Source organism: Bradyrhizobium sp. T-12, from assembly GCF_058314695.1.
Genome location: NZ_CM177756.1, coordinates 6,314,792 through 6,338,669 on the forward strand (window position 1 = coordinate 6,314,792; position 23,878 = coordinate 6,338,669).

At 65.5% G+C, this 23,878-nt stretch carries 20 protein-coding genes; 2 read left to right on the forward strand and 18 right to left on the reverse strand.

The genetic code is table 11. From position 1 onward, the window contains the following. The first annotated feature begins 86 nt into the window (after positions 1–86). Positions 87–731 (forward strand): glutathione binding-like protein, encoded by a 645-nt coding sequence (locus tag AC0WRY_RS30140; protein ID WP_491122181.1) that lies wholly within the window; start codon positions 87–89, stop codon positions 729–731. A gap of 105 nt (positions 732–836) precedes the next feature. Here the strand turns inward: AC0WRY_RS30140 and AC0WRY_RS30145 are convergent, their stop codons facing one another. From AC0WRY_RS30145 to AC0WRY_RS30185, 9 genes are all read right to left on the reverse strand, one after another. After that, positions 837–2,987, reverse strand: a complete 2,151-nt coding sequence (locus AC0WRY_RS30145; RefSeq protein ID WP_491122182.1) for a methyl-accepting chemotaxis protein — start codon at positions 2,985–2,987, stop codon at positions 837–839. Positions 2,988–3,393: 406 nt separating this feature from the next. Beyond that, entirely contained in the window at positions 3,394–4,698 is a 1,305-nt protein-coding gene (locus AC0WRY_RS30150; RefSeq protein WP_194404365.1) for a TRAP transporter large permease, read from the reverse strand. A 31-nt stretch (positions 4,699–4,729) separates the two neighbouring features. Then, on the reverse strand, positions 4,730–5,323 hold the full coding sequence (locus AC0WRY_RS30155) for a TRAP transporter small permease subunit (protein ID WP_491122183.1): 594 nt from the start codon (positions 5,321–5,323) through the stop codon (positions 4,730–4,732). A gap of 10 nt (positions 5,324–5,333) precedes the next feature. Further along, entirely contained in the window at positions 5,334–6,335 is a 1,002-nt protein-coding gene (locus AC0WRY_RS30160) for a TRAP transporter substrate-binding protein (protein WP_491122184.1), read from the reverse strand. A gap of 37 nt (positions 6,336–6,372) precedes the next feature. Beyond that, positions 6,373–8,031 carry a hydantoinase B/oxoprolinase family protein gene (locus AC0WRY_RS30165; protein WP_491122185.1) on the reverse strand — a complete coding sequence of 553 codons (1,659 nt, stop codon included), beginning with the start codon at positions 8,029–8,031 and terminating at the stop codon, positions 6,373–6,375. Positions 8,032–8,033: 2 nt separating this feature from the next. Next, on the reverse strand, positions 8,034–10,118 hold the full coding sequence (locus AC0WRY_RS30170; protein WP_491122186.1) for a hydantoinase/oxoprolinase family protein: 2,085 nt from the start codon (positions 10,116–10,118) through the stop codon (positions 8,034–8,036). A gap of 141 nt (positions 10,119–10,259) precedes the next feature. Next, positions 10,260–11,081 carry an NAD-dependent protein deacetylase gene (locus AC0WRY_RS30175; RefSeq protein ID WP_483071142.1) on the reverse strand — a complete coding sequence of 274 codons (822 nt, stop codon included), beginning with the start codon at positions 11,079–11,081 and terminating at the stop codon, positions 10,260–10,262. Positions 11,082–11,125: 44 nt separating this feature from the next. Further along, the gene (locus tag AC0WRY_RS30180) at positions 11,126–11,962 is read right to left on the reverse strand and encodes an SDR family oxidoreductase (protein WP_491122187.1); all 837 of its coding nucleotides are present in this window, start codon (positions 11,960–11,962) and stop codon (positions 11,126–11,128) included. Positions 11,963–12,035: 73 nt separating this feature from the next. Further along, a complete protein-coding gene (locus tag AC0WRY_RS30185; RefSeq protein ID WP_491122188.1) occupies positions 12,036–13,355 on the reverse strand; it encodes a solute carrier family 23 protein in 1,320 nt (439 codons plus the stop codon). A 140-nt stretch (positions 13,356–13,495) separates the two neighbouring features. Between AC0WRY_RS30185 and AC0WRY_RS30190 the strand changes: the two genes are divergently transcribed. Beyond that, positions 13,496–14,830, forward strand: a complete 1,335-nt coding sequence (locus AC0WRY_RS30190; protein WP_211415934.1) for a dicarboxylate/amino acid:cation symporter — start codon at positions 13,496–13,498, stop codon at positions 14,828–14,830. A gap of 186 nt (positions 14,831–15,016) precedes the next feature. Here AC0WRY_RS30190 and AC0WRY_RS30195 read toward each other — a convergent pair whose 3' ends face one another. The 9 genes from AC0WRY_RS30195 to AC0WRY_RS30235 form a co-directional block, all read right to left on the reverse strand. Next, positions 15,017–16,630 (reverse strand): ABC-F family ATP-binding cassette domain-containing protein, encoded by a 1,614-nt coding sequence (locus AC0WRY_RS30195; protein ID WP_491122189.1) that lies wholly within the window; start codon positions 16,628–16,630, stop codon positions 15,017–15,019. Between the two features lie 169 nt (positions 16,631–16,799). Beyond that, entirely contained in the window at positions 16,800–17,147 is a 348-nt protein-coding gene (locus AC0WRY_RS30200; RefSeq protein ID WP_491122190.1) for a RidA family protein, read from the reverse strand. Positions 17,148–17,158: 11 nt separating this feature from the next. Further along, positions 17,159–18,280, reverse strand: coding sequence for an NAD(P)/FAD-dependent oxidoreductase (locus AC0WRY_RS30205; RefSeq protein ID WP_285807941.1), 1,122 nt, complete (start codon positions 18,278–18,280; stop codon positions 17,159–17,161). Then, positions 18,277–19,695 carry an FAD/NAD(P)-dependent oxidoreductase gene (locus AC0WRY_RS30210; protein WP_491122191.1) on the reverse strand — a complete coding sequence of 473 codons (1,419 nt, stop codon included), beginning with the start codon at positions 19,693–19,695 and terminating at the stop codon, positions 18,277–18,279. The genes AC0WRY_RS30205 and AC0WRY_RS30210 overlap by 4 nt, the downstream gene beginning before the upstream one ends. Beyond that, on the reverse strand, positions 19,692–19,988 hold the full coding sequence (locus tag AC0WRY_RS30215; RefSeq protein ID WP_194404377.1) for a (2Fe-2S)-binding protein: 297 nt from the start codon (positions 19,986–19,988) through the stop codon (positions 19,692–19,694). The genes AC0WRY_RS30210 and AC0WRY_RS30215 overlap by 4 nt, the downstream gene beginning before the upstream one ends. Positions 19,989–20,007: 19 nt before the next feature. After that, positions 20,008–21,144, reverse strand: coding sequence for an NAD(P)/FAD-dependent oxidoreductase (locus tag AC0WRY_RS30220; protein WP_491122192.1), 1,137 nt, complete (start codon positions 21,142–21,144; stop codon positions 20,008–20,010). 9 nt (positions 21,145–21,153) lie between these two features. Continuing rightward, positions 21,154–21,963 (reverse strand): ABC transporter permease, encoded by an 810-nt coding sequence (locus tag AC0WRY_RS30225; protein WP_491122193.1) that lies wholly within the window; start codon positions 21,961–21,963, stop codon positions 21,154–21,156. Next, entirely contained in the window at positions 21,960–22,835 is an 876-nt protein-coding gene (locus AC0WRY_RS30230) for an ABC transporter permease (RefSeq protein ID WP_211415927.1), read from the reverse strand. The genes AC0WRY_RS30225 and AC0WRY_RS30230 overlap by 4 nt, the downstream gene beginning before the upstream one ends. Next, positions 22,832–23,872 carry an ABC transporter ATP-binding protein gene (locus AC0WRY_RS30235; RefSeq protein ID WP_491122194.1) on the reverse strand — a complete coding sequence of 347 codons (1,041 nt, stop codon included), beginning with the start codon at positions 23,870–23,872 and terminating at the stop codon, positions 22,832–22,834. Before AC0WRY_RS30235 ends, AC0WRY_RS30230 begins: the two co-directional genes overlap by 4 nt. Between the last annotated feature and the right edge of the window lie 6 nt (positions 23,873–23,878).

Genomic DNA, 23,878 nt, shown 5'->3' on the forward strand with positions numbered 1-23,878 from the left:
GACCAGACCTATATTATGCAAGACAGTACAAAAATCAATCCGGCCAGGTTGAGCGAAACCTCAAGAATTGCCCAAGGAGGCTACAGATGGATCTCTATTTCTCGCCGCTCGCCTGTTCCATGGCGACCCGCGTCGCGCTGTATGAAGCCGGCGCCGAGGCGAATTATCTCGAAGTCGACCCGGCGACCAAGAAAGTGCTGAGCGACGGCTCCGACTTCCGCGCCGTCAATCCGATTGGCCTGGTGCCGACGCTGCGCACCGACGAGGGCGTGGTCCTGACGGAGAATGCGGCGATCCTGCAATACGTCGCCGACCGCTTCCCGCAATCCGGGATCGGCGCCGCAGAGGGCATCGACCGCACGCGCCTGCACCAATGGCTGTGCTTCATCGGCACCGAGCTGCACAAGGGCCTGTTCATTCCCGTGCTCGATCGCAAGGCGCCGCAGGAAACCAAGGCCTATGCGCTGGAGAAGAACCTGTCGCGGCTCGACTATCTCGACAACTACCTGAAGGGGCGCGACTTCCTGCTCGACCATTTCAGCGTGGCGGACGCCTATCTCGTCACCGTCATCAACTGGACCATGGCGACGCCGCCGATCGAGCTTGCGAAATGGCCGAACGTGAAGGCCTATTACGAGCGTCTGCGCCAGCGGCCCTCGGTCGCGAAAGCGATTGCGGAAGAGTTCGAGCTGTACAAGGCCGAGCTCGCGCGCAAGAAGGCGGCGGCATAGGCCGGACTGAACGTTGCGCTGTCGTTGTCCCCAGGAGGGACAACGACTTGCCGCAGATCGGGCATGGTCCGCAGGCAAGCCGCAGGGATGCTTTTTCGAATTCGCCTAGGCCGCCCTGACACCATCAAGGAAGCGACCGACCTCCGTCCGCAACCGCTCGCTGTCGCTTGAAAGCGCTTGCGCCGCATTGAGAACCTGGGACGAGGCCGAGCCGGTTTCGGTCGCGCCACGCTGGACGTCCGTGATGTTCGACGAGACCTCGTGGGTGCCTTGAGCGGCCTGCTGCACGTTGCGTGCGATCTCCTGGGTCGCCGCGCCCTGCTCCTCGACAGCCGCCGCAATGGTCGACGAGATCTCCGACAAGGACTTGATCGTGCTTCCGATCATCTTGATGGCGTTGACCGAGTCCTGGGTCGCGCCCTGAATGCCGGAAATCTGCTGGGAAATCTCGCCGGTGGCCTTGGCGGTCTGCTCGGCCAGGGCCTTCACCTCGGAGGCGACGACGGCAAAGCCGCGGCCGGCTTCGCCGGCCCGCGCGGCCTCAATCGTTGCATTCAATGCGAGCAGATTGGTCTGGCCCGCGATCGTGGTGATGAGCTCGACCACGTCGCCGATCCGCGCCGCAGCCTTGGACAGCTCACCGACCTTCTGATCGGTGATGCGCGCCTGCTCGACCGCCTCATTGGCCATTCGCGCGGATTCCTGGACCTGCCGGCCGATCTCGTTGACGGAGGATGACAACTCCTCCGTCGCGCTCGCGACGGACTGCACGTTGGTCGAGGCTTCTTCGGAAGCCGCCGCGACCATCGTCGCGAGCTTCTCTCCGCGCTCCGCGGTCGAGGTCAGCGTGTTCGCCGAGGCCTCCAGCTCCGTCGAGGCCGACGAGACGGTTTCGATGATCTCGCCCACCGCGCTCTCGAAACTGCCGGCGAGCTTGATCATCTCCAGCTTGCGCTGGGTCGCTGACCTCTTCTCGGTCGCCTTCAGCTCGTCGCGGTCGAATCGAACGATAGCCTGCAGCGTCTGCAGGTTTCGCAAGGCAACGCCGAGCTCGTCGTCTCGTTCGACGACGATGCGGTTGTCGAGCTTGCCCTGGTTGATGCTGAGCATCGCATCGTTCAGGCGCTGAAGCGGGCGGACGATGGCACGGATGGTTTGCCGGCTCACGAGCCCGCCGATGGCGATGCTCGTCACCAGGAGGGCAAGCGCCGCGCCGACCAGCCAGCCATATTCGTGTTCGGCCGCGTCGTATTCGGCCTTGGCTTCCTTGACCTGGATCGCCACGAGCTTGTCGAGATCGGCTTTCGCCGCCTCGTACAGCTCGCGCGCCTGCCCGGCCAGCACGGCGGCGAGCTCGTCGTACTTTCGCTCGGCAGCGAGCGACAGCGCCGGCTTCAGCCCTTGCTCGACATATTTCACGCGCTTGGGCGTGAAGCTGTCGGCAACACCTTTCTCTTCCGGCGTCAGGTAGGTCGCCATGTAGTCGGCCCAGGCCTTGCCGACCTTCTCCAAATTGGCGTTCACCTTGGCTGTGATTCCTTCGACCGGCTTTCCGACCCGTCCATTGGCGGCCGCCTCGAATAGCAGCACCGTGTTGTCTCTCATCCGGTCATTGATTTCGAAGAGCTGTGCCAGCGGCACCGCGCGGTCCTCGTAAATCGATTGCAGCCGCGAATTGCTTTGGCGCGTCCCCTGCAAGCCCATGACGCCGATCACGAGCAGGAACAGCGAGAGGATGGCGACAAGCGTCACCAAGCGCGCATTCAGCGTGCCCGTGAAGATGGCCAACCGATCGCTGAACGAACGTCTGCGGAGCATGCCGGCGTCCAGCCTATAGTCGTGCGACTTGTTCTCCCGGATCTTCGCATACACCTGCTCGGCTTCGGCGCGCTGGTCGGCGGGCAGCTTGGTGCGGATGGAGCTGTATCCGACGATCTGTCCGTTCTCTCGAATGGGAGACGCCGTCGCCAGCACCCAATAGAAGTCGCCGTTCTTGCGCCGGTTCTTGACGGCACCCGACCAGGGCTTTCCTTGCTGGAGCGTGGCCCACAGATTTTCGAAGGCCGCTGGCGGCATATCCGGATGGCGGATGATGTTGTGAGGCTGCCCCATCAACTCCGCCTCGGTAAACCCGGAGGCCTCGACGAACTGATCGTTGAAGTAGGTCAGTTTCCCTTTCGTATCGGTGCGCGAGACGATGAGGGCTTCGTCGGTAATGGGATATTCGGTGGTCGTGACCGGAAGATTGGTCCGCATGGGAGCCTCCAACGTGGCATTCGCAAAAATCGAACCTGTGAACTTCAGGTAAGCGCCGAAAGGATTTAATTTGCCTAAAGACCGAGCAGCGATCCGATCAATGAAATCATTTTGTCGCACGGTTTTCGGCAAAAGCGCATCTCATACGGGAGACCGTAGAACCACGGCAACCGCAGGATGGTCGAGATGATCCTGCAGTGTCACATGCATTCGCGATGGCGCGTTGCAACTCTGATCGCATGAACATTGCAGCCGCTTCTCGTTCGCAGCTAGCCGCACGGCACGCGCGGTAAAATCGTGACGATGCCGTGCCGCGGCGTCAGCAACAAGACGAAGCGTAGCTACGGCGCGTCACTCGTGTCCCGGACGCGCTGCAGCGTTCTTACGCTGCTGCTCCAGGAGCGAATTACCCGTACAGCACCCGCGGCAGGATCGTGACGATGCCCGGCCACAGCGTCAGCAGCAGCACGAAGCCCACCATGATCATCAGATACGGCATCGTGACGCGCGCGATGTAGCCGAGGCCGTCGTCCGTCAGGCCCTGGATCACGAACAGGTTGAAGCCGACCGGCGGGGTGATCTGCGCCATCTCGACGGCGAGCACCAGGAAGACGCCGAACCAGACCTCGTCGAAGCCCGCGCCCTTCACGATCGGCAGCACGATCGGCAGCGTCATCACGATCATCGAGAAGCCGTCGAGGAAGCAGCCGAGGACGAGGTAGAAGATGACCAGCACGACGATCAGCATGAAGGGCGACAGGCCGAGCCCCTTGACGAAGGCGGCGACCGCCTGGGGAATGCCGAGGAAGGCCGCGGCGTTGCCGAGGATCGAGGCCCCGAGCACGATCAGCGCGATCATCGAGCAGGTGACGACCGAGCCGATCAAGACGTCGCGCATCACCTGCTGCGACATCGCGCCCTGCGCCCAGGCGACCAGCGCAGCGCCGAGCACGCCGACGGCGGCGGCTTCCGACGGCGTGGCGAGCCCGCCATACATCGAGCCGAGCACGCAGGCGATCAGGAACAGCGCGGGCGCGAGATCCTTCAGCGCGGCGAAGCGCTCGCCCCACGGCACCTGCGAGAGTTTTGCCTCGGTCTCCGGCACCATCGCGGGCTTGAGGCTGGTGTGCAGCATCACCCAGGCCATGAAGCTGGCGGCGAGCAGAAACCCCGGCAGCACGCCGGCCGTGAACAGTTTCAAGATCGAGACGTCGCCGAGCACGCCGTAGATGATCATGATGTTGGACGGCGGAATCAGGAAGCCCAGCGTGCCGGCGCCGGCGAGCGAGCCGATCGCGATGTCGCGGGAATAGCCGCGGCGCAACAGCTCGTTGAGCGACATGCGGCCGATCACCTGCGTGGTCGCGGCCGACGAGCCCGAGATCGCCGCGAAGATGGTGCAGCCGATCACGTTGACATGCAGAAGACGGCCCGGCAGCAGCCCGGCCCAGGGCGCCAGCCCCTGGAACAGCGAGCGCGACAGGCGGGTGCGGAACAAGAGTTCGCCCATCAGGATGAACAGCGGCAGCGCCAGCAGCTCCTGCGTGGTCAGGATGTTCCAGGCGTATTGCGGCAGCAGCTTGTCGAGCGGGATCGACCGGAACATCGCGAGCAGCAGCGTCGCGGTGAGCGCAAGCGTCAGGCCGATCCACACGCCGCAGGCCAGCAGCGCAAACAGGATCGCGAACAGGGCAACGACTTCGATGGTCATGCGATCCTAAATCCGGGAGCGGGCAAGGCGGTCATTCGACGGGCGAGGCCTTCATGCGGTGATCTTCCAGCGGCAGGCCGAGCACGGCCTGGATCGCGCGCGCCAGGAACTGCAGCGTGAGCAGCAGCATGCCGAAGGTGACGACGGCTTCCGGAAACCACAGCGGCGTATCGCTCGAGGTCGAGACCTGGCCGCGCGTGTACGCGGCAAAGGCGAACTTCGCCATCGACGATGTCAGGAAGGCCATGAAGGCGAAACCGGCCGCGGCCGAGAGGATCTCGAGCGCGCGCTGCACCGCCACTGGGGCGTTGTTCAGGAGCAGCACGACGCGGATGTGGCCGCCGACCCGCAAGGTCATGGCGGCGCCGAAGGTGAATGACGCCGCCATCAGATAGGAGGAATACTCCCAGGCGATCGAGATGCTCGGCGGAAAGAACGGCAGGAAGTTCGACAGGAATCGCGTCGCGACCTCGCACAGCATCAGCAGCGTCAGCATCAACAGGCAGCCGCCGCCGATCCAGCCGTCGAGCCGGCCGAGACGATCGATGCCATCGAGCAGGATGCGCAACGGCGCGGGCGCCGCTGCGTTGAGGCTCTGTGGTGCTTCGGGCGAAACGCTCACCACGACGCGGCCCTCAGCCGCGCTTCATGTCGGCGAGATAGGCCCGCACCGGCTTGTCGGCCGCCGGCACGCGCTTGAGGAAGGCGTCCAGCTGCGGCGCGGTCTTGGCGCGGATGTCCTTCATCATCGCGTCAGAGACCGGCACCACCTCCATGCCGCCCTCCTTGAGGCGGTTGAGGCTGTCGACGTCGGCCTTGAGCGAGTTCGCCCAGAAGCCCGGCTCCATCTTCGCGGCGATATCCGTTACGAGCTTCTGCTGGTCCGCGGGAAGTGCCTTCCAGGAATCGAGATTGACGGTGAGCATCTGCGACGACCAGACGTGGTTGGTCGGGTAGACATATTTCAGGAATTCCCAGAACTTGCCGTCGACACCTGATACCGACGAAGTGGAAACGCCCGATACGGCGCCCGAGGCGAGCGCGGGGATCGTCTCGCCCCAGGGAATCATCACCGCCGCCATGCCGATCGCATTCAGCATGTCCACCGCATTCTTGTCGGGCACGCGGATCTTGATGTTCTTCAGGCCCTCGACGTCGGCGACCTTGGCCTTGAGGTGCAGATACTGCGTCGGCCACGGCACGATGTAGAGGATCTTCTGGTTGTTGCGCGCGGCGATCTTCTCGTATTCGGGCCGCACATATTTGTGCAGCACCTTCAGCTCGTCCACGGAGCCGCAGAGGAACGGAATGCTCTCGACGCCCATGAAGGGCTCGTCGCCGACCTGCTGGATGTTGAGGACGTCGGCAAGCGGCACCAGGCCGTCGCGCACGGCGCGCAGATGCTCCGGCCCCTTGAAGCCGAGCTGGCCGCCGGCCTTCACGGTGATCGCGACCGCGCCGCCCGTCTGCTTCTTCACCTCCTCCGCGAAGGCCATCGCGTTCTGGGTGTGGAAATTGCCGTCGGGCCAGACCGTCGACATATCCCAGTTCGTCGTCGCCGCCCGCGCGCGGGTCGAGATGTGGCCGGCGGCGAGCAGCGTCGCTGCGCCCGCGGTGAAATTCCGTCGCGTGATCATCGAGCCCCTCCGTTTGTTACCACGTGCACTGACACCGTCAGCGCGCGTATCCATAAACTGCAACAGCATTGTCCGCGGACACGAGCCCGCTTTCGATATCGTTCTTGACCGCCGCGCGATCACGCTCGGTCGGCGCGCCGATGCCGGCACCGCCGGGCGTCAGCACCACGAGGCGGTCGTCCGGCGGCACCTGCTGAAAGCCCTTGCCGCGTAGCTTCTTGCCGGACTTGAGGCCGACATAGCCGGCTTCGCCGTTCTTGCCGCCATCGCGTCCGCGCGGCGGATGATCGATGCGATCGAAGGCCGCGAGGATGTCGAACGGCGCATCGACGCCGCTGCCGACCTCGATGATCTGGCCGAGACCGCCGCGGGTGCGCCCTGCCCCGCCGGAATCCGGACGCAGCTCCTTGCGCCAGAAGATCAACGGCGTCTGCGTCTCCGCGATCTCGACCGGCGTGCCGCGCACGCCGCTGGGATAAGCGGTGGCTGACAGGCCGTCCTTGCCGAAGCGCGCCCCGGTGCCGCCATTGGACGTCACCGCCATCGAGAACCCGTAATTGCCGCCGACGCCGGAACGGGTCTGGCCGCGGACGTTGAGATTCCACAGGCAGGAGGTGCCCTCCGCCGGCACGCGTTCCGGTATGATCTGGCGCAGGCAGCCGAACACCACATCGGGCAGCATCTGGCCGATGATGTGGCGGGAGGCCACGGGCGCCGGCTTCGGCGCATTGAGGATCGCGCCCGCCGGCGCCGAGACCGTCAGCGGCGAGAGCGAGCCGGCATTGTTCGGGATTTGCGAGGCGACGACGCAGCCGAGGCCGAACACGGTGTAGGCGGTGGTGTAGGACAGCGGCACGTTGATGCCGAATTTCGAGGCGGCGGACGTGCCGTCGAAATCGACGTGGATGCCGTCGTCCGAGATCGTCAGCGTCGCCGCCAGCGTCACCGGGGCATCATAGCCGTCGACGACCATCGTATTGCGCCAGCTGCCCTTCGGCAGCTTTGCGATCTCGGCCAGCACGGCCTCGCGCGAGCGATCGCAGATGTAGTCGCCGAGTTCGTCGAGCGTGTCGATGCCGAACTCGGTCATCATCTCGACCAAGCGCTCGCAGCCGACGTCGTTGCAGCCGGCGAGCGAATAGGTGTCGCCCTCGGTGTCGATCGGCAGGCGCGTGTTGGTGCGGATCATCGCCATCAGCGTCTCGTTGACGGCGCCCTGGTCGATCAGCTTCAGCATGGGGATGTAGAGCCCTTCCATGAACACGTCGGTGGCGTCAGGGCCGAAGCCGATGCCGCCGATGTCCATGAGATGGCTGGTGCAGGAGAACAGCGCCACCGGCTTGCCGTCCTTGAAGCAGGGCGTGGTGACGACGAAATCGTTGAGGTGGCCGGTGCCCATCCAGGGATCGTTGGTGATGTAGGCATCACCCTCCTTCATCGTCTCCAGCGGAAAATGATTGATGAAGTGCTTGACCGATTCCGCCATCGAGTTGACGTGACCGGGCGTGCCGGTCACCGCTTGCGCCAGCATGCGCCCCCTGAGGTCGAACACGCCGGCGGAGAGGTCGCCGCATTCGCGCACGATCGGGCTGAAGGCGGTGCGGAGCAGCACCTGCGCCTGCTCCTCGACCACGGCGATCAGCCGGTGCCACATGATCTGAAGGTCGATCAGGCTCGCGCCATTTGCCTTGCTCATGATCAGGCCGCCTTTCGTTCCATGACGATGCTGCCGGCACCGTCGATATGCGCGTCGAAACTGGTGGAGACAAAAGTAGATGTTTCGTCCTCCGCGATCACGGCGGGACCCGCAATGGTCGCGCCCGGCGCCATGTCCTCGCGGCGATAGAGCGGGATCTCGATGACCTCGCCGGCGCGGCCGTCGAAGAACCTCCGGCTGCCGGACGCCTTGCCGGCGGGCTTGCGCGCGACGGAAGCAACGGCCGGCGGATTGCGCGCCTCGGTGGTCGCCAGCACCGACCAACTCAAGACTTCGATCGCCGCGCCTGGAATGGCCCGCTCGAACATCGCGGAATAGTCCGCCTCGAACTTCTGGCGCAGGCCCGCGAGATCGGCTGCCGTCAGCCGCCGGTTCGGCAGCTCGACGGAGATCTCATGACCCTGGCCGACATAACGCATGAAGGCGGCACGGCGCTCGCGCACCGGCGCACCGGCAGCACCAGGCTCGACCAAGGCGCGCGCTTCGGTCACCATCTCCTGCAAGAGGTCGGAGACCCCCTCGGTGTCGAAATCGTCGAGCCGGACATGACGGCTGCGCACCAGCTCATAGGCGATGGGAGCTGCCAGGAATCCGACGGCCGAGCCGACGCCGGCATTCGACGGCACGATCACCCGGGAGACGCCGATCTTCTCGGCAACGCGCGCCGCATGCAGCGGCGCGGCACCGCCGAACGCGATCAAGGTGTGCTGGCCGACGATCTCGCCGCGCTCGACCGCGTGGACGCGCGCCGCACTCGCCATGTTCTCACAGACGACTTCGTGCACGGCATAGGCCGCGGTTTCCGCGGATAGGCCGAGCGGCTCGCCGACGTCGCGCAGCAGCGCCTGTTTCGACAGCTCGGGGTCGAGCTTGATCGTGCCGGCGGCGAACGCATCGGGATCGATCATGCCCAGCGCAACGTCCGCATCGGTCACCGCCGGACGCTGGCCGCCGCGACCGTAGCAGGCGGGGCCCGGCTCCGACGAGGCGCTCTCCGGGCCGACGGTGACGCGCTTCATGGCGTCAACATGCGCGATCGAGCCGCCGCCGGCGCCGATCTCGACCATCTCGATCACGGGAATGCGCACCGGCAGACCGGAGCCCTTGAGGAAGCGCGCGGCGCGATCGACCTCGAACACGCGCGAGGTCTCGGGCTGGTACTTCTCGATCAGGCAGATCTTTGCGGTGGTGCCGCCCATGTCGAAGGACAGCACCTTGCTCTCGCCAAGCCTTGCCGCGATCTGCGCCGCGAAGATCGCGCCGCCGGCGGGGCCGGATTCGACGAGACGCACCGGAAAACGCCGCGCCGTCTCGATCGAGGTGACGCCGCCGCCCGAGGTGACGAGGTAGATCGCGCCGCGGAACTGCTCGACCTGCAAGGCGTCGGCCATGCGGGCGAGATAACCGTCGATCAGCGGTTGCACATAGGCATTCGCGACCGCAGTCGATGTGCGCTCATACTCACGGATTTCGGGACAGACGGCGGAGGACACGGTCACGGAGATGCCGGGCATCTCCTCGGCCAGGATCGCGGCGGTGCGGCGCTCGTGCTCGGGATTGGCGTAGGAGTGCAGGAAGGCGATCGCGACGCTCTCGACGCCCAGCTCGCGCAATCTTGGCGCGAGTGCGCGCACTGCCGCCTCGTCCAGCGGGAGGCGGACGGCGCCGTGAGCATCGACGCGCTCCGGCACGGTGAAACGCAGGGAACGCGGCGCCAGCGGCCTCGGCTTGTCGATGCCGAGATCGTACTGGTCGTAGCGGCTTTCGGTGCCGATATCGAGCACGTCGCGGAAGCCGTCGGTCGCGATCAGGGCCGTCCTGGCACCGCGGCGCTCGATGATCGCGTTGGTCGCGAGCGTCGTGCCGTGAATGAAGACGTCGATGTCGCTGATATGGGCGCGCGCGTCGGCAAGAATGAGACGCATGCCGTCCAGCACCGCCTGCTCGGGCCGTTGCGGCGTCGTCAGCAGCTTGCGCGTCTTGCGCGCCTCGCCCACGTCCAGCACGATGTCGGTGAACGTGCCACCGATATCGACGGCAAGCCGCACCTCGGCTCCCTCAAGCATTCCAAATTCTCCGTGCTGATCGTCTAGACTGTGGCTGAAAGCGCAGCAATTCCCGTGCCATGAGGCATGCCGGCAACGCCGTGCCCGGCTATTTTGCGCGGCACCTATGCAATAGGCAAGGCGTGTTCGCAGCCCGCGCGATCAGAGCAGGAATGCAAGCGCCGCCTCGCAGCGCTCCTCGACCTTGAGCGTCAGGAGATCGTCGGCGCGGGTGCGGCCGAGATTGACCGCCGCAATCGGAATGTTGCGCTGCGCGGCAGCCTTTACGAAGCGGAATCCGGAATAGACCATCAGCGACGAGCCGACGATCAGCATGGCATCGGCCTGCGACAGATGGTCCTGCGCGGTCGCGACGATGTCGCGCGGGACGTTCTCGCCGAAGAACACGACGTCGGGCTTGAGGACGCCGCCGCAGGCTTCGCAAGCAGGTACCTGGAAGGACGAGAACTCCGCGTGCTCCAGATCGGCGTCGCCATCGGGCGCATCGGCGGCATCGAGCGTCAGCCATTCCGCATTGGCGCGGCCGAGCGCATCCTGGAATTCGCTCCGCGGCGTCTTCGCCCCGCAGCCCATGCAGCGGACCAGGTCGAGCCGTCCGTGCAAATCGATCACCTGGCGGTGGCCGGCGGATTGATGCAGCCGGTCGACGTTCTGGGTCAGCAGCATCTCGCAGCGCCCGCTCGCCTCGAGCCGCGCCAGCGCGTGATGCGCGTCGTTCGGCTTCGCCTGGCCGAACCGCCGCCAGCCGATCAAGCTGCGAGCCCAATAGCGCTGCCGCGTAAGCTCGTCCGACATGAAGGACTGGAAGTTGACCGGCTGGGTCCGCTTCCAATTGCCATTGCTGTCGCGATAATCGGCGATGCCCGAATTGGTGCTGCAGCCGGCGCCGGTCAGCACGAACAGCTTGTCGTGCCGATCGATGAAATCCTGGAGCGGAGGGGTTGCCAGCGGAGCGTTTGCCATGAGGCAGATGTAGGCTGCGCCGGGCGGTTTTGCCAGATCACGTCCTAGCTCGCCCAGTTCTCGCGAAACTCCGGGAATAGCGTCAGGCCTCCGCAGGCATAGAGGGTCTGCCCGGTGATGTAGCTCGCATCATCGGAGGCGAGGAAGGCGAAGACGGCGGCGATCTCCTCCGGCGTGCCGACGCGTCCCATGGGAATGTGGGAGGTGACGACGCCGCGTTTCTCGGGATCGCCGGTCCAGGCTTCATTGATCGGCGTGTCGATCGCGCCGGGCCCCACGGCGTTGACGCGAATACCACGGCCGGCGAACTCCAGCGCCAGCGTACGCGTCAGATTGGCCATGCCGCCCTTGCTGATCGAATAGGCGAGATAGCCGGGCTTCGGAATGATCTGGTGGACGCTGGAGCAGTTGATGATGCTGCCGCCTGCCCCGCGCTTGACGAAATGCGCGAGGGCCTTCTGCGCGCAGAGCACGGCGCCGTTCAGGTTGACGTCGATGATCCGGCGATAGGTTTCGACGTCGAGCGCCTCGCTCGGCGATTCCTTCTGAAAGCCGGCATTGTTGACGAGACAGTCGAGGCGCTTGAAGCGCGACAGGACCGTCTCGAACATCGCGGCGATGTCCTGCTCGTTGCCGACATTGGCCTTGACGATGCAATGATCGGCCTCGCCGTGACCGCGATCGCGCGAAGCAGCCTGTGCGAGCGCGCGCGTCTCCTCGGCCCGCTCCTCGTGCTCGAAATAATTGATGGCGACCGTTGCACCCTCCTGGGCAAGCCTGACGGCAACCGCGCGGCCGATGCCTTGCGAGGCGCCGGTCACCAGCGCGTATTGGCCGACGAGGCGCGAGGGAAACGAAGTCGAGCGATCGGGTTGCGGCATGGGTTCTCTCCGGAATGCCTCATCATCGACGGAAAGCGCCTTTTGTTCCATCCCTTCAGTGCATCCCTGGGATTCATTCCGCGCGGCGCGCGAGTGGCGAGGTCAGGATCTGATAGAGGATGATCGCGCCGAAGGTTGCGGTGCCGATCCCGCCGATCGTGAACGCACCGAATTTGAGCGTGAGATCGCCGGCGCCCGCGGTCAACGCCACGGCCACGGTGATCAGGTTTGCAGGATTTGCAAAGTCGACCTTATTCTCGACCCAGATCCGGCCCGCCATCGCCGCGATCAGTCCGAACAGCACGATCGAGAGGCCGCCGATGACGGGGCCCGGGATCGACAGGATCAGCGCGCCGAATTTCGGCGAGAAGCCGAGCAGGATCGACACGATGGCAGCGAAGGCGAACAGCAATGTCGAATAGACCTTGGTCGCGGCCATGACGCCGATATTCTCGGCATAGGTGGTGACGCCCGTGCCGCCGCCGCAGGCCGCGACGATGGTCGCCAGGCTGTCGGCGAACAGAGCGCGACCCAGATAGGCATCGAGACTGCGGCCCGTCATGGCGCCGACGGCCTTGATGTGGCCGAGGTTCTCGGCAACCAGAATGACGGCGACCGGCGCGATCAGGAAGATGGCGTCGGCCTGGAACGTTGGCGTTGTGAAGTTCGGCAGGCCGAACCACGGCGCGGCCGAAAGCTGGGTGAAGTCGATGGGCTTGCTGAAGCCGAGACCGTTCGCGAACAGCAGATACAAAAAATATCCGCCGATCGCGCCGAGGATGATCGGCAGCCTGCGCCACAGGCCGGGGGCTGCGACGGCCACCACGCCGATGATCAGAACGGTCGCGAGCCCGATTGCCGTGTCGAACGTATTGGCGCTCACCGCCTTGACCGCGACGGGTGCGAGGTTGAGGCCGATCGCGGCGACCACGGCGCCGGTGACAGCCGGCGGCAGCAGCCGCTCGATCCAGCCGACACCGGACCACATCACGATCAGCGCGATCACGCCGTAGAGCACGCCGGCGCCAACGATGCCGCCGAGCGCAACCGAAATATTGGGATTCGCCCCCTGCCCGGCATAACCGGTGGCGGCGATAACGACGGCGATGAAGGCGAAGCTCGAGCCGAGATAGCTCGGCACGCGCCCGGCGACAATGACGAAGAAGATCAGCGTGCCGATGCCCGAGAACAGGACCGCAACGTTGGGATCGAACCCCATCAGCAGCGGGGCGATGATCGTCGAGCCGGACATCGCGACGCAATGCTGCAGACCAGAGACGATTGTCTGCCCCCATGACAGCCGCTCCTCCGGCATGATCACGCCCGAGGTCCTGAGTTTCCAGCGCGGAAAATAGCCCGGCGTTTGCTGGCCGGAGCCGGTTGCAGTCGCCATGTTCCCCCCAATTGCGGTGCAGCGATCGATCTTCGTGCGATCCGACAAAAATGTGATTGTCACTTCTGCGGCGGCCATCACATGGTGCAGGTCATGCACAAGCCGAATCCTGCACCATCAATGCGTTCAGGGCACACTTTATGACACAAGTCGCGATCCAGCCAGCCGTCCTCCGCCGACACCAACCCTGGTACAAGATCCTCTACGTCCAGGTCCTGATCGCGATCGCGCTCGGCGTGCTCATCGGCTATGTCTATCCCGATCTCGGCAAGGCTCTGAAGCCGCTCGGCGACGGCTTCATCGCGCTGATCAAGATGATGATCGCGCCTGTCATCTTCTGCACCGTCGTGCACGGCATTTCCTCGATGGGCGACCTCAAACGCGTCGGCCGGGTCGGGCTGAAGTCGCTGATCTATTTCGAAGCGGTCTCGACGGTCGCGCTCGCCGTCGGCCTGCTGGTCGGCGAAATCCTCCAGCCGGGCCACGGCTTCAATATCGATCCCGCCACGATCGATCCGAAATCGGTGGCGACCTACGTCACCAAGGCCAAGGAAGAGGGCATCGTCGCCCATCTAATGGCGATCATCCCCGACAGCTATCTGGGCGCAATCGCCCGCGGCGACCTGTTGCAGGTGTTGCTGATCTCGATCCTCTCGGGCTTCGCCATCGCCTTCCTCGGCAAGGCCGGCGAACCCATTGCGGATGCGATCGACAAGGCCGCGAAGATGTTCTTCGGCATCATCCGCATCATCGTGCGCGTCGCGCCGATCGGCGCCTTCGGCGCGATGGCGTTCACCGTCGGCGCCTATGGCCTCGGCTCGCTGCTCAACCTCGCCGCGCTGATCGGCACGTTCTATCTCACGAGCATCCTGTTCGTGCTGATCGTGCTGGGCGCGATCGCGCGGCTCGCCGGCTTCTCGATCCTGCGCTTCATCGCCTACATCAAGGACGAGCTCCTGATCGTGCTCGGCACCTCGTCCTCGGAGACGGTGCTGCCGCAGATGATCCAGAAGATGGAGCATCTCGGCGCCTCGCGCTCGGTGGTCGGCCTCGTGATCCCGACCGGCTACAGCTTCAACCTCGACGGCACCAACATCTACATGACGCTGGCGACGCTGTTCCTGGCGCAGGCGACCAACACCCATCTGACCATCTGGCAGGAGCTCGGCATCCTGGGCATCGCCATGATCACCTCGAAGGGGGCCTCGGGCGTGACCGGCGCCGGCTTCATCACGCTCGCCGCGACGCTCTCGATCGTGCCTGACATCCCGATCCAGTCGATCGCGATCCTGGTCGGCATCGACAAGTTCATGAGCGAGTGCCGCGCGCTGACCAATCTGATCGGCAACGGCGTTGCATGCGTCGTGATCAGCATCTCCGAAGGCGAGCTCGACCGCGAGGCGCTGCACGAGACCATGGCCCACCCGCTGGAGATAGGCGAGGCGCTGGAGCCGGGTGGAAGCACGGCCTCATAGGCCAGCGCACCGCGAAGCCCCAGGTTCCGACGCGGTAGTTTCCCGGAGTAGTAAAATGATGCGGCAGGCGTCACAACAATCGGGTTGGGATCACGAAATTGATACTCATTTTTTCCACCCGACGCGCTGGGGGCAGGGCGTCGGGTTTTTGAAAATCACTGCCAAATTCAAAACTGTCAGGCGGGGTCAGATGATCCCGCCATCGATGCGCGGCAACTTGCCGGCAACATCGATCCGCCGCGTGATCCCGATTGCCTGCAAGAACGCTTCGTCATGACTGACGACGAGCAGCGCACCGTCATAGGCCCGCAATCCCGCTTCGACGGCTTCGATGGACTCGAGGTCGAGATGATTGGTCGGCTCGTCCAGGATCAAGAGGGACGGCGGCGTCTGCCCGCCCAGCACGCAGGCGAGCCCTGCGCGAAACATTTGCCCGCCGCTCAAACGTCCGGCGCCTTGCAAGGCGGCATCGGCGCGAAACATGAACCGGGCCAGCGCGGCATGGCACTCATTCGAACCCGCTGCGGGATTGAGGCGCCGAAAATTGTCGAGGATGGAGAGCCCTGGGTCGAGCAGCCTGACCTTCTGGTCGAACAGCGCGAAATCCGGCCTGACCCGTACCACGCCTGAAAGCGGTCGCAGTTCGCCCGCGACGAGTTTCAGCAGTGTCGTCTTGCCGGAGCCATTGGGCCCGACCAGCGCGACGCGCTCCGGCCCGACGATCGCAAATGAGAGATCGCGCAAGATGGGCTGCTCCGGCCGGTAGCCGGCACTGACGCCGTCGAGCCAGAGCACCTCCCTGCCCGCCGGCAGACCCGTCGCCGGCAGCTTGACGGAAAGCGGCTGAAGGATCTCGACGCGCCGGCGCGCCGCGTCGACGGCCTCGCGCGCGTTTGCGCGCTGCCGCTCGGCGATCTGCGCAGTCTTGCCGCCGGTGTCTTCGCTGCGATCCTTGCGCGCTCCGGCCAGGATGCGCGGCATGTCGCCCTTGGCGCGTTTTTTTCTGCCGCCGCTGTCCTTGCGCGCTTTCTTCTCCGCGGCCTCCTGCGCCTTGCCGTCGATCTCGGACAGCCGCCTCTCGGCATGCGCGAGGTCGTGCCTGACGGCGGCGAGCTCGACGGCTTTCTGTTCGCGAAAGCTGCTCCAATTGCCGCCGTAGCGCGCGACGCCGAGCGACGTCAGCTCGACGATCGCATCCATGGTATCGAGCAGGTCGCGATCGTGGCTGACGACGATCGCACCGCCGCGCCAGGCTGCCAGCAGATCGGTTACGGCCTTGCGTCCGTCCTGGTCGAGATTGTTGGTGGGCTCGTCCAGCAGCAGGAAGTCGGGCTCGGCAAAGACCAACGCCGCGAGCCGAACCCTTGTGATCTGGCCGCCGGACAGGGACGACAGCTCGGTGTCGGGAGAGGAAGCGAACCCGAGGCGCGCCAGCGCGGCCTCCAGCCGCGCATCGAGCGTCCAGTCGATCGCAGCGATATCGTCGGCGGAGGCCTCGCCCCGCTCGGCTCGGCGCTGCAGCTCGAGCGCCGGCCGCACGCCGAACAGATCGGCCACGGTCGCGCTTGCCGGCCATTGCACGTCCTGACGCAGCAGGCCGATGCTGCCGTTGACCAGAACGCGTCCGGACTGAGGAAGGTGCTCCCCTGAGATCGACGCAAGCAGCGTCGTCTTGCCGACGCCATTGCGGCCGACGAGACCAGTCCGCTCGGCCGCAAATGTCAGATCGACGTCGGAGAAAAGAGGACGGCCGTCAGGCGTGGACAGCGACAGGTTCGACAGGATGATGGAGGCAGGCATGGAATTCCCCGTGGGCAAGGCGGATGGGCTTTGCGGTCGGGGTGAAATCCATGGCTGGAACGATCCTGGTTGAGGGAGCCTCTAACTATTCCCTTCGAAGGGCGAGATCAAGGCGCGGCGCGAGGAGACGACAGCGCGAGAGGCGCTATCGTCCCTGGTCGCTGTGCCATCAGCCCTTCAGCGCGGTGACCACCACCTCGATCAGGGCGCTGCCGCCGAGATCGGCGACGCCGACAGTGGCGCGGGTCGGCAGATTGTCGCCGAAGAACTCGGTCCAGGCCGCGTCCATCTCCTTCTTCTTGGAGAGATCGGTGACGAAGATCGAGGCGCTGACGACGCGGCTCTTGTCGCTTCCCGCTTCCTTCAGATAGCCGGCGATCTTGCCGAGGATGTTGCGGGTCTGCTCGCCCATCGAGACCGAGGTGTCGTCGGCGATGGTGCCGCCGAGGAAGACGAAGCCATTGGCTTCGACGGCGCGGTGCATGATGGGCGTGCGGATGCTGCGGGTGATGCTCATGATGTTCCTCTTTAGAGCGTGGAAGGATGGAAACGGTCGATGCCGAGATCGCCAATGCGGGTTTGGGTGCCGCCGTTGACGATCAGCTCCGCCATCACGGCGCCGGCGCCGGGGCCAAGCTGGAAGCCGTGCAGCGAGAAGCCGAACTGGTGATAGAGGCCCTTGTGACGGCTGCTCGGGCCGAACACGGGAATATCGTCCTTCATCTTCGCCTCGATGCCGGCCCAGGCGCGGACGATGGTGGCGCTGCGCATCACCGGGAACAGCTCGAACACGGTGCGAGCGCTGGTCGCGAGACTCTTCCAGTCCAGCACCGTCTCGTTGCGATCCTGATAGGGCGTCGCCAGATGACCACCGCCGATCAGCACGGTGCCGTTCTTGAATTGCTTGAAGGAGAGCTTTCGCCCCCGCAGGATCACGACGGGATCGATGAAGTGCGGCACGCGCGAGGTGATCATCAGCATCGGTGCCACGGTCTCGACCGGCACCGGCTCGCCGAGATCAGCCGCGATCTTGCCGGCCCAGGCGCCGGCGGCATTGACGAGCACCGGCGCGGCAAATGTTTCAGGGCCGACATCGACATGCCAGAGGCCGTCGTCATAGCGGATGTTGCCGGCGGCCATGCCTTCGCGCACGGTCGCACCCAGCTGCTCCGCCTTGCGGCGGAACGCCGTCGTCGCCTGCGCCGGATTGGCCGCGCCGTCGCGGCGCGACACGACGCCGCCAGGGCAGGTTTCGGCGACTGCCGGCACGAGACGCCGGAGTTCGGCAGCGTCGATCAGCTCTTCATGGGTGAAGCCGAGCGCGTTGAGCTCGGCGACACGCGCGCGGCAGACCGCGAGCTCCTCCTCGTTCTCCGCGACCAGCACCTGGCCGTAGCTTTCAAAGCTGCAATCGTCGTCGACGAGATCCGAAATCTTCTCCCAGATTCCCATCGAGCGGATCGAGAGCGGGATCTCGGGAATGTGCCGCGCGAGCTGGCGCACGCCGCCGGCGTTGACGCCGGAGGCATGGCGGCCGGCATAGTCCTTCTCGATCAGCACCGGCTTCAGCCCGGCAAGGCAGAGATGCAGCGCGGTCGAGCATCCGTGGATGCCGCCACCAATGACGATCGCATCCACATTTCGAGTCATCCGCGCACCACCGCCTTGATATCGTCTTCGCTCTTCGGGACGGCGGCGAGCTCGGCGAGCGTGATCGGCTTGACCGGTGCGCGCAGCCGGTAATAGCCGATCTCCTGCGGCGTCTTCCCGCGCGCCTGCGCCATCAGCTCCGTGACGGTGAGACCGCAGAGACGGCCCTGGCACGGGCCCATGCCGGTGCGGCGATAGGCTTTGAGCTGATTGGGCCCGGTCGCGCCGATCGCGACGGAATCGAGCACGTCCTTTGCCGTCACCTCTTCGCAGCGACAGACGATAGTGTCGCCCGAGGGGATCCGGAATTGCGGCGCGGGGCGGAACAGCGTGTCGAGGAAGACGCGACCGCGTTCCGCCTTGGCGAGATCGGAACGGAGCGTCGCCATCGTCGCAAGCTTCTCGGCAGCAGCGGGGGCCAGCGCTTCGACCGCCGCGCGCGCAGCGATGCGGCCGCGCACAACGGCCGCATTGGCGCCGCCGATGCCGGCGCCGTCGCCGGCGATCGCGATGCCGGCAACCGACGAATTGCCGCTCGCATCGAGCACCGGCGACCAGCACAGTTGCAGATTGTCCCAGCGGTGCTCGACGCCGGCCGCCATCGCCAGATTGACGTTGGGCACGACGCCCTGATGCAGCAAGAGCAGATCGGCGGCAATGGTCTCGCGCTTGCCGCCTGCGACATAGCTCACGCTCGCGAGCTGGCCGTCGCCGGCCGCCGCAAGCTCGGTGACGCCGGAGACGACCTGCACCTTCGCCTTCACCTCGCGCATCATCGACAGGCCCTTGGCGAAATAGGGCGAGGTCAGGAAGGCGAAGGCGTGCGGCAAGGCCGCGAAGTAGTTGCTGCGCTCGGTGGTATCGAGGATGCGGTCGATGCGGCCGCCGAGCCGCAAAATCTGCGCGGCGAGCAGCCAGAGCAGCGGGCCCTGCCCCGCGATCACCGTGCGGCCGTCGGGCACGAGCGCAGAGGATTTCAGCATGGTCTGCGCCGCGCCGGCGGTCATCACGCCCGGCAAGGTCCAGCCGGGAATCGGAAACGGCCGCTCCAGCGCACCGGTCGCGAGGATCACGCGCTTCGCCTTGACGAAGGCGGAGGCGCCGCCGATCGAAACCGCGATGTCGAGATTGCGATCGAGACTCCAGACGGTCGCGCGATGGATCACTTCGGTGCTGCCAGCGCGCAGCGACTGCACGAGATCGGCACCGATCCAATAGTCCTCGCCGAGCTGCTTGCGATCAGTCACCGGCGTCGAGGCGATGGCGCGAAACACCTGACCGCCCGGACCGGCATTCTCGTCGAGCAGCAGCGTTGCGAGGCCGGCTTCGGCAGAGGTTGCCGCGGCGGCGAGGCCCGCAGGTCCCGCGCCGATCACCACGACGTCATAGTCTTCGCGCTTGGGAGCCACAGTCATTTTCCGATCTCCCGCTTGCCCTTCTGGATTTCGACCTGCATGCCCTCCGCGACGGGCACAAGACAGCCCTGGCGGTTGCCGACACCGTCGATGGTGACGAGACAGTCGAAGCACACGCCCATCATGCAATAGGGCAGGCGCGGCGCGCCGCTCACCGCCGTCGAGCGCCGTGCGTCGACGCCGGAGGCCAGCAGCGCGGCAGAGACGGTGTCGCCCTGGCGTGCCGCGACGGCGACGCCGTCGACGAAGATTTGCACGGCCGGCCGTTTGTCCTGTTCGGATCGTCTGAACATCCTGGCTTCCTCAATATCTCTAGTAGCCGCTGTTGTTCGCCGCGCCGGCGGCGCCGAAACGGCTCGCCGAGAACGCGCCGACCAGCTCGGGCTCGAGCGCGCCCTGCACGACCATGCGCGCGATCTCGAAGGCGTGGTTGGACGCGAGCGTCACGCCGGAATGGCAGCAGGCGACGAAGGCGCCGGGATGCGTCTCCGACTGGTCGTAGATCGGAAAGCCGTCCTGCGGCATGACGCGGATGCCGGCCCAGCTTCGGACGACGTTGAGCCGCGACAGATGCGGAAACATGCGCTGCGCACGATCGGCCATGACGCCGCTGATCGAGGGCTTCAGGGTGCGATCATCGAGCTCATCCTCCTTGCTGTCGCCGATCATCACCGTGCCCTCGTCGGTCTGGCGGATCGTGGTCAAGGGATGCGGCAGGAACGGCATGGTGCGCTCGGTCACCACGACCTGGCCGCGGGTTGGACCCATCGGTGCATAGAGGCCGACCATCGGCGCGAGCGTCTGGTTGGCGTTGCCGGCAGCAAGCACGATCTTGGCGGCGCGGAGTTCGCCCTTTGGCGTGGTCAGGCGGAATTCGCCGCCGCTCTTGCTGATCGCCGAGACCGGCCGCTCCGGAAAGTAGTCGATGCCGAACGCCTTCAACCCTGTATGGAAAGCCCGGAACGTGCGCAGCGAATTGACGTGGCCGTCGAGCGGACAATAGCTGCCGCCGGACACTTCGGGCCCGATCAGCGGCAGCGCCTTCTTCACGTCCGAGGGCCGCAGCATCTCCATCTTGTAGTCGGCCGCGCCGGCCTGGTTGTGCATCCGCTTGACGAGCTCGGCGCGCTGGCCGAATTCGTCCTCGCCAAGGGTGAGATGAAAGCCGCCGTTCTGTTGGAGGGCGACGTCGAGCCCGGTCTGCTGCTTCAGCTCGGACGCCAGCCGGCCCCACGCCTGCGAGGCCTGCACCGTCCACACCGTATAGGCGGGCATGCCGAGCCCCTTGCTCTGCACCCAGACCAGCGCAAAGTTCGCGCGCGAGGCGCGCTTGGTGATGTCGCCTTCGTCGAGCACGGCCACCTTCTTGCCGAGGCGGCCGAGGCCCCAGGCAATGGCGGAGCCGAGCAATCCGCCGCCGACGACGGCGACGTCATAGTCTCCTGACATGGGTTTCTCCTATCGCCCGGTGTCGCCGCCCTTGCCGGCGAGCACGCGGTCGAGCCCGTAGAAGCGGTCGAGCAGAATGAGGGCGGTCATGGCTACAGCGATCACGCAGGCCGAGACCGACGTCACCAGCGGATCGATGTTGTCCTGGATGTAAAGGAACATGCGCACCGGCAACGTCTCGGTGCCGGGCGCGGCGAGGAAGACGGTCATGGTGAGATCGTCGAAGGACTGGATGAAGGCGAGCGCCCAGCCGCTGATGACGCCGGGCAGGATCAGCGGCAAGGTCACCCGGCGAAACAGCGTCCAGCCGCCGGCGCCGAGCGAGACCGCCGCCATCTCCACCGTGCGGTCCATGCCGGTCGCCGCCGCCAGCGTCAGCCGCAGCGCGAACGGAAACACGATGATGACATGCGCGATGATCAGCGCGGCGAAACTGCCGCCGAGGCCCGCCGAGGTGAAGAAGCGCAGGAAGGCGATGCCGAGCACGACATGCGGGATCATCAGCGGCGACAGGAACAGCGCGGCGAGCGCATCACGGCCGCGGAAGCGATAGCGCGCGATCGCCAGTGCCGCCGGCACCGCGAACAGCAGCGCGACGAAGGACGAGAGCGCGCCGAGGCCAAGACTGACCCAGAAGGCGTGAATGAATTCGGGATAGTTCGCGATCGTCCTGAACCAGCGCAGCGAGAAGCCATTGGTCGGCAGTGACAGAAAGCCTTCGGGCGTGAAGGCGACCAGGCAGACCACCAGGATCGGCGCCACCATGACGATGACGAAGATGGTGTGGAAGATCAGCGCGAGCGGGCCGTTCCGTCTCATCGGAACACCTCCGCATAACGCCGCTCGATCAGGGCGTTGCTGCCGACCACGATCAGCACCAGCGCAACCAGCAGCAGCGTGGCGACCGCCGCCCCGAGCGGCCAGTTCAGGGTGTTGAGGAACTCGTCATAGGCCAGCGTCGCCGCAACCTTGAGCCGGCGGCCGCCGATGATCGCGGGTGTCGCGAAGGCGCTGGCCGAGAGCGAGAACACGATGATCGCACCCGACAGCACGCCCGGCATGATCTGCGGCATGATGATGCGGCGGATGATGGTCGCGGGCCCCGCGCCGAGCGACATCGCGGCGTTCTCGATCTGCGGATCGAGCCGCTGCAGCGCCGCCCATACCGACAGCACCATGAACGGCATCATGACATGTGCGAGCGCGATCACCATCCCGGTTTCAGTGAACATGAAGGGGATCGGCGAGCGCATCACGCCGAGCGACATCAGGAGCTTGTTGACGAGGCCGTTGTTGCCGCCGAACAGCAGCGCCCAGCCCAGCGTGCGCGCCACCACGGAGATCAAGAGCGGCCCGAGAATGACCAGCAGGAAGAAGCTCTTCCAGCGGCCGCTCATGCGGTTGAGGATGTAGGCTTCGGGTGCGCCAAGCAGCGCAGTGAGCAGCGTGGTCAGGATCGCGATGCGAAAGGTCCGCCAGAACATTTCGGCGTAATAGGGATCGGTCGCGATCTCGTGCCAGTTCTTCAGGATGAAGACCGGCTCGATGCCCTTGTACTGGCCCCAATCGTGGAACGACAGCATCACCGTCATCGCCAGCGGAATCAGAAGCACGCCGACGAAGAGCATCAGGGCGGGCGCCGTCAGCGCCCATGGCGCGCGTACGCTGCGCTCCTCGGCAGCCATGCTCATGCCGCAGTCCTCGCGCGCACGCTCATGTCCTCGGGGCGCCAGGTCAGGCGAACGGCGTCGCCTTCGGCCGGCTGCGCCGTGCCGTCGTTCTGGCGGATCACGATCGCCGGGCCGCACTCGCTCTCGCACTGGAATAGCCAGTGATTGCCCTGGAAAATGCGCGTGATGATCTTTGCGCCGAGCCCTGTATCACCGAAACCGATCCTTTCGGGCCGAATGCTGACGGTGACAGGGCCACTGAGCCCGGCCGGCGCCGGCGCGCTCCAGGAGCCCGCCATCAACTGCGCGGGCGCCGCGGTCCGGTCGATCGTGCCGGCAAAATCATTGGTCTTGCCGAGGAATTGCGAGACGAAGGCCGAGGCCGGCCTTTCATACGTTTCCTGCGGCGTGCCGATCTGCTCGATCTTGCCCTGGCTCATCACCACGATGCGGTCGGACAGCGACATCGCCTCGTTCTGGTCATGCGTGACCAGGATTGTGGTGGTGCCGATGGTGCGCTGAATCTGGCGCAGTTCGATCTGCATCTCCTCGCGCAGCTTGGCGTCGAGGTTCGACAAGGGCTCGTCCAGCAGCAGCACGCTCGGCTTGATCACCAGCGCGCGCGCCAGCGCCACGCGCTGCTGCTGCCCGCCGGACATGCGGCGGGGATGACGGTCCTCAAAGCCGGCAAGGCCGACCATCGCGAGCGCGGCGCGGACACGTTCGGCCCTATCAGCCCGCGGCACGTTGCGCATCTCGAGGCCGAACGCGACGTTCTCGGCCGCCGTCATGTGCGGAAACAGCGCGTAGCTCTGGAACACGATGCCGAGGCCGCGCTTGGCCGGATGGATCGCGGTCAGGTCCTTGCCCTCCAGCCGGATTGCGCCGCGTGAGGGATCGAGGAAGCCCGCGATCATCTGCAACGTTGTGGTCTTGCCGCAGCCGGAGGGGCCGAGGAAGGAGATGAATTCCCCCTTCCCCACCGACAGGCTGAAGTCGTCGACCACGGTCTGCGCGCCGAACTGTTTTGCGACCCGATCGAGCTCGAGATAGGCCATGCGCTG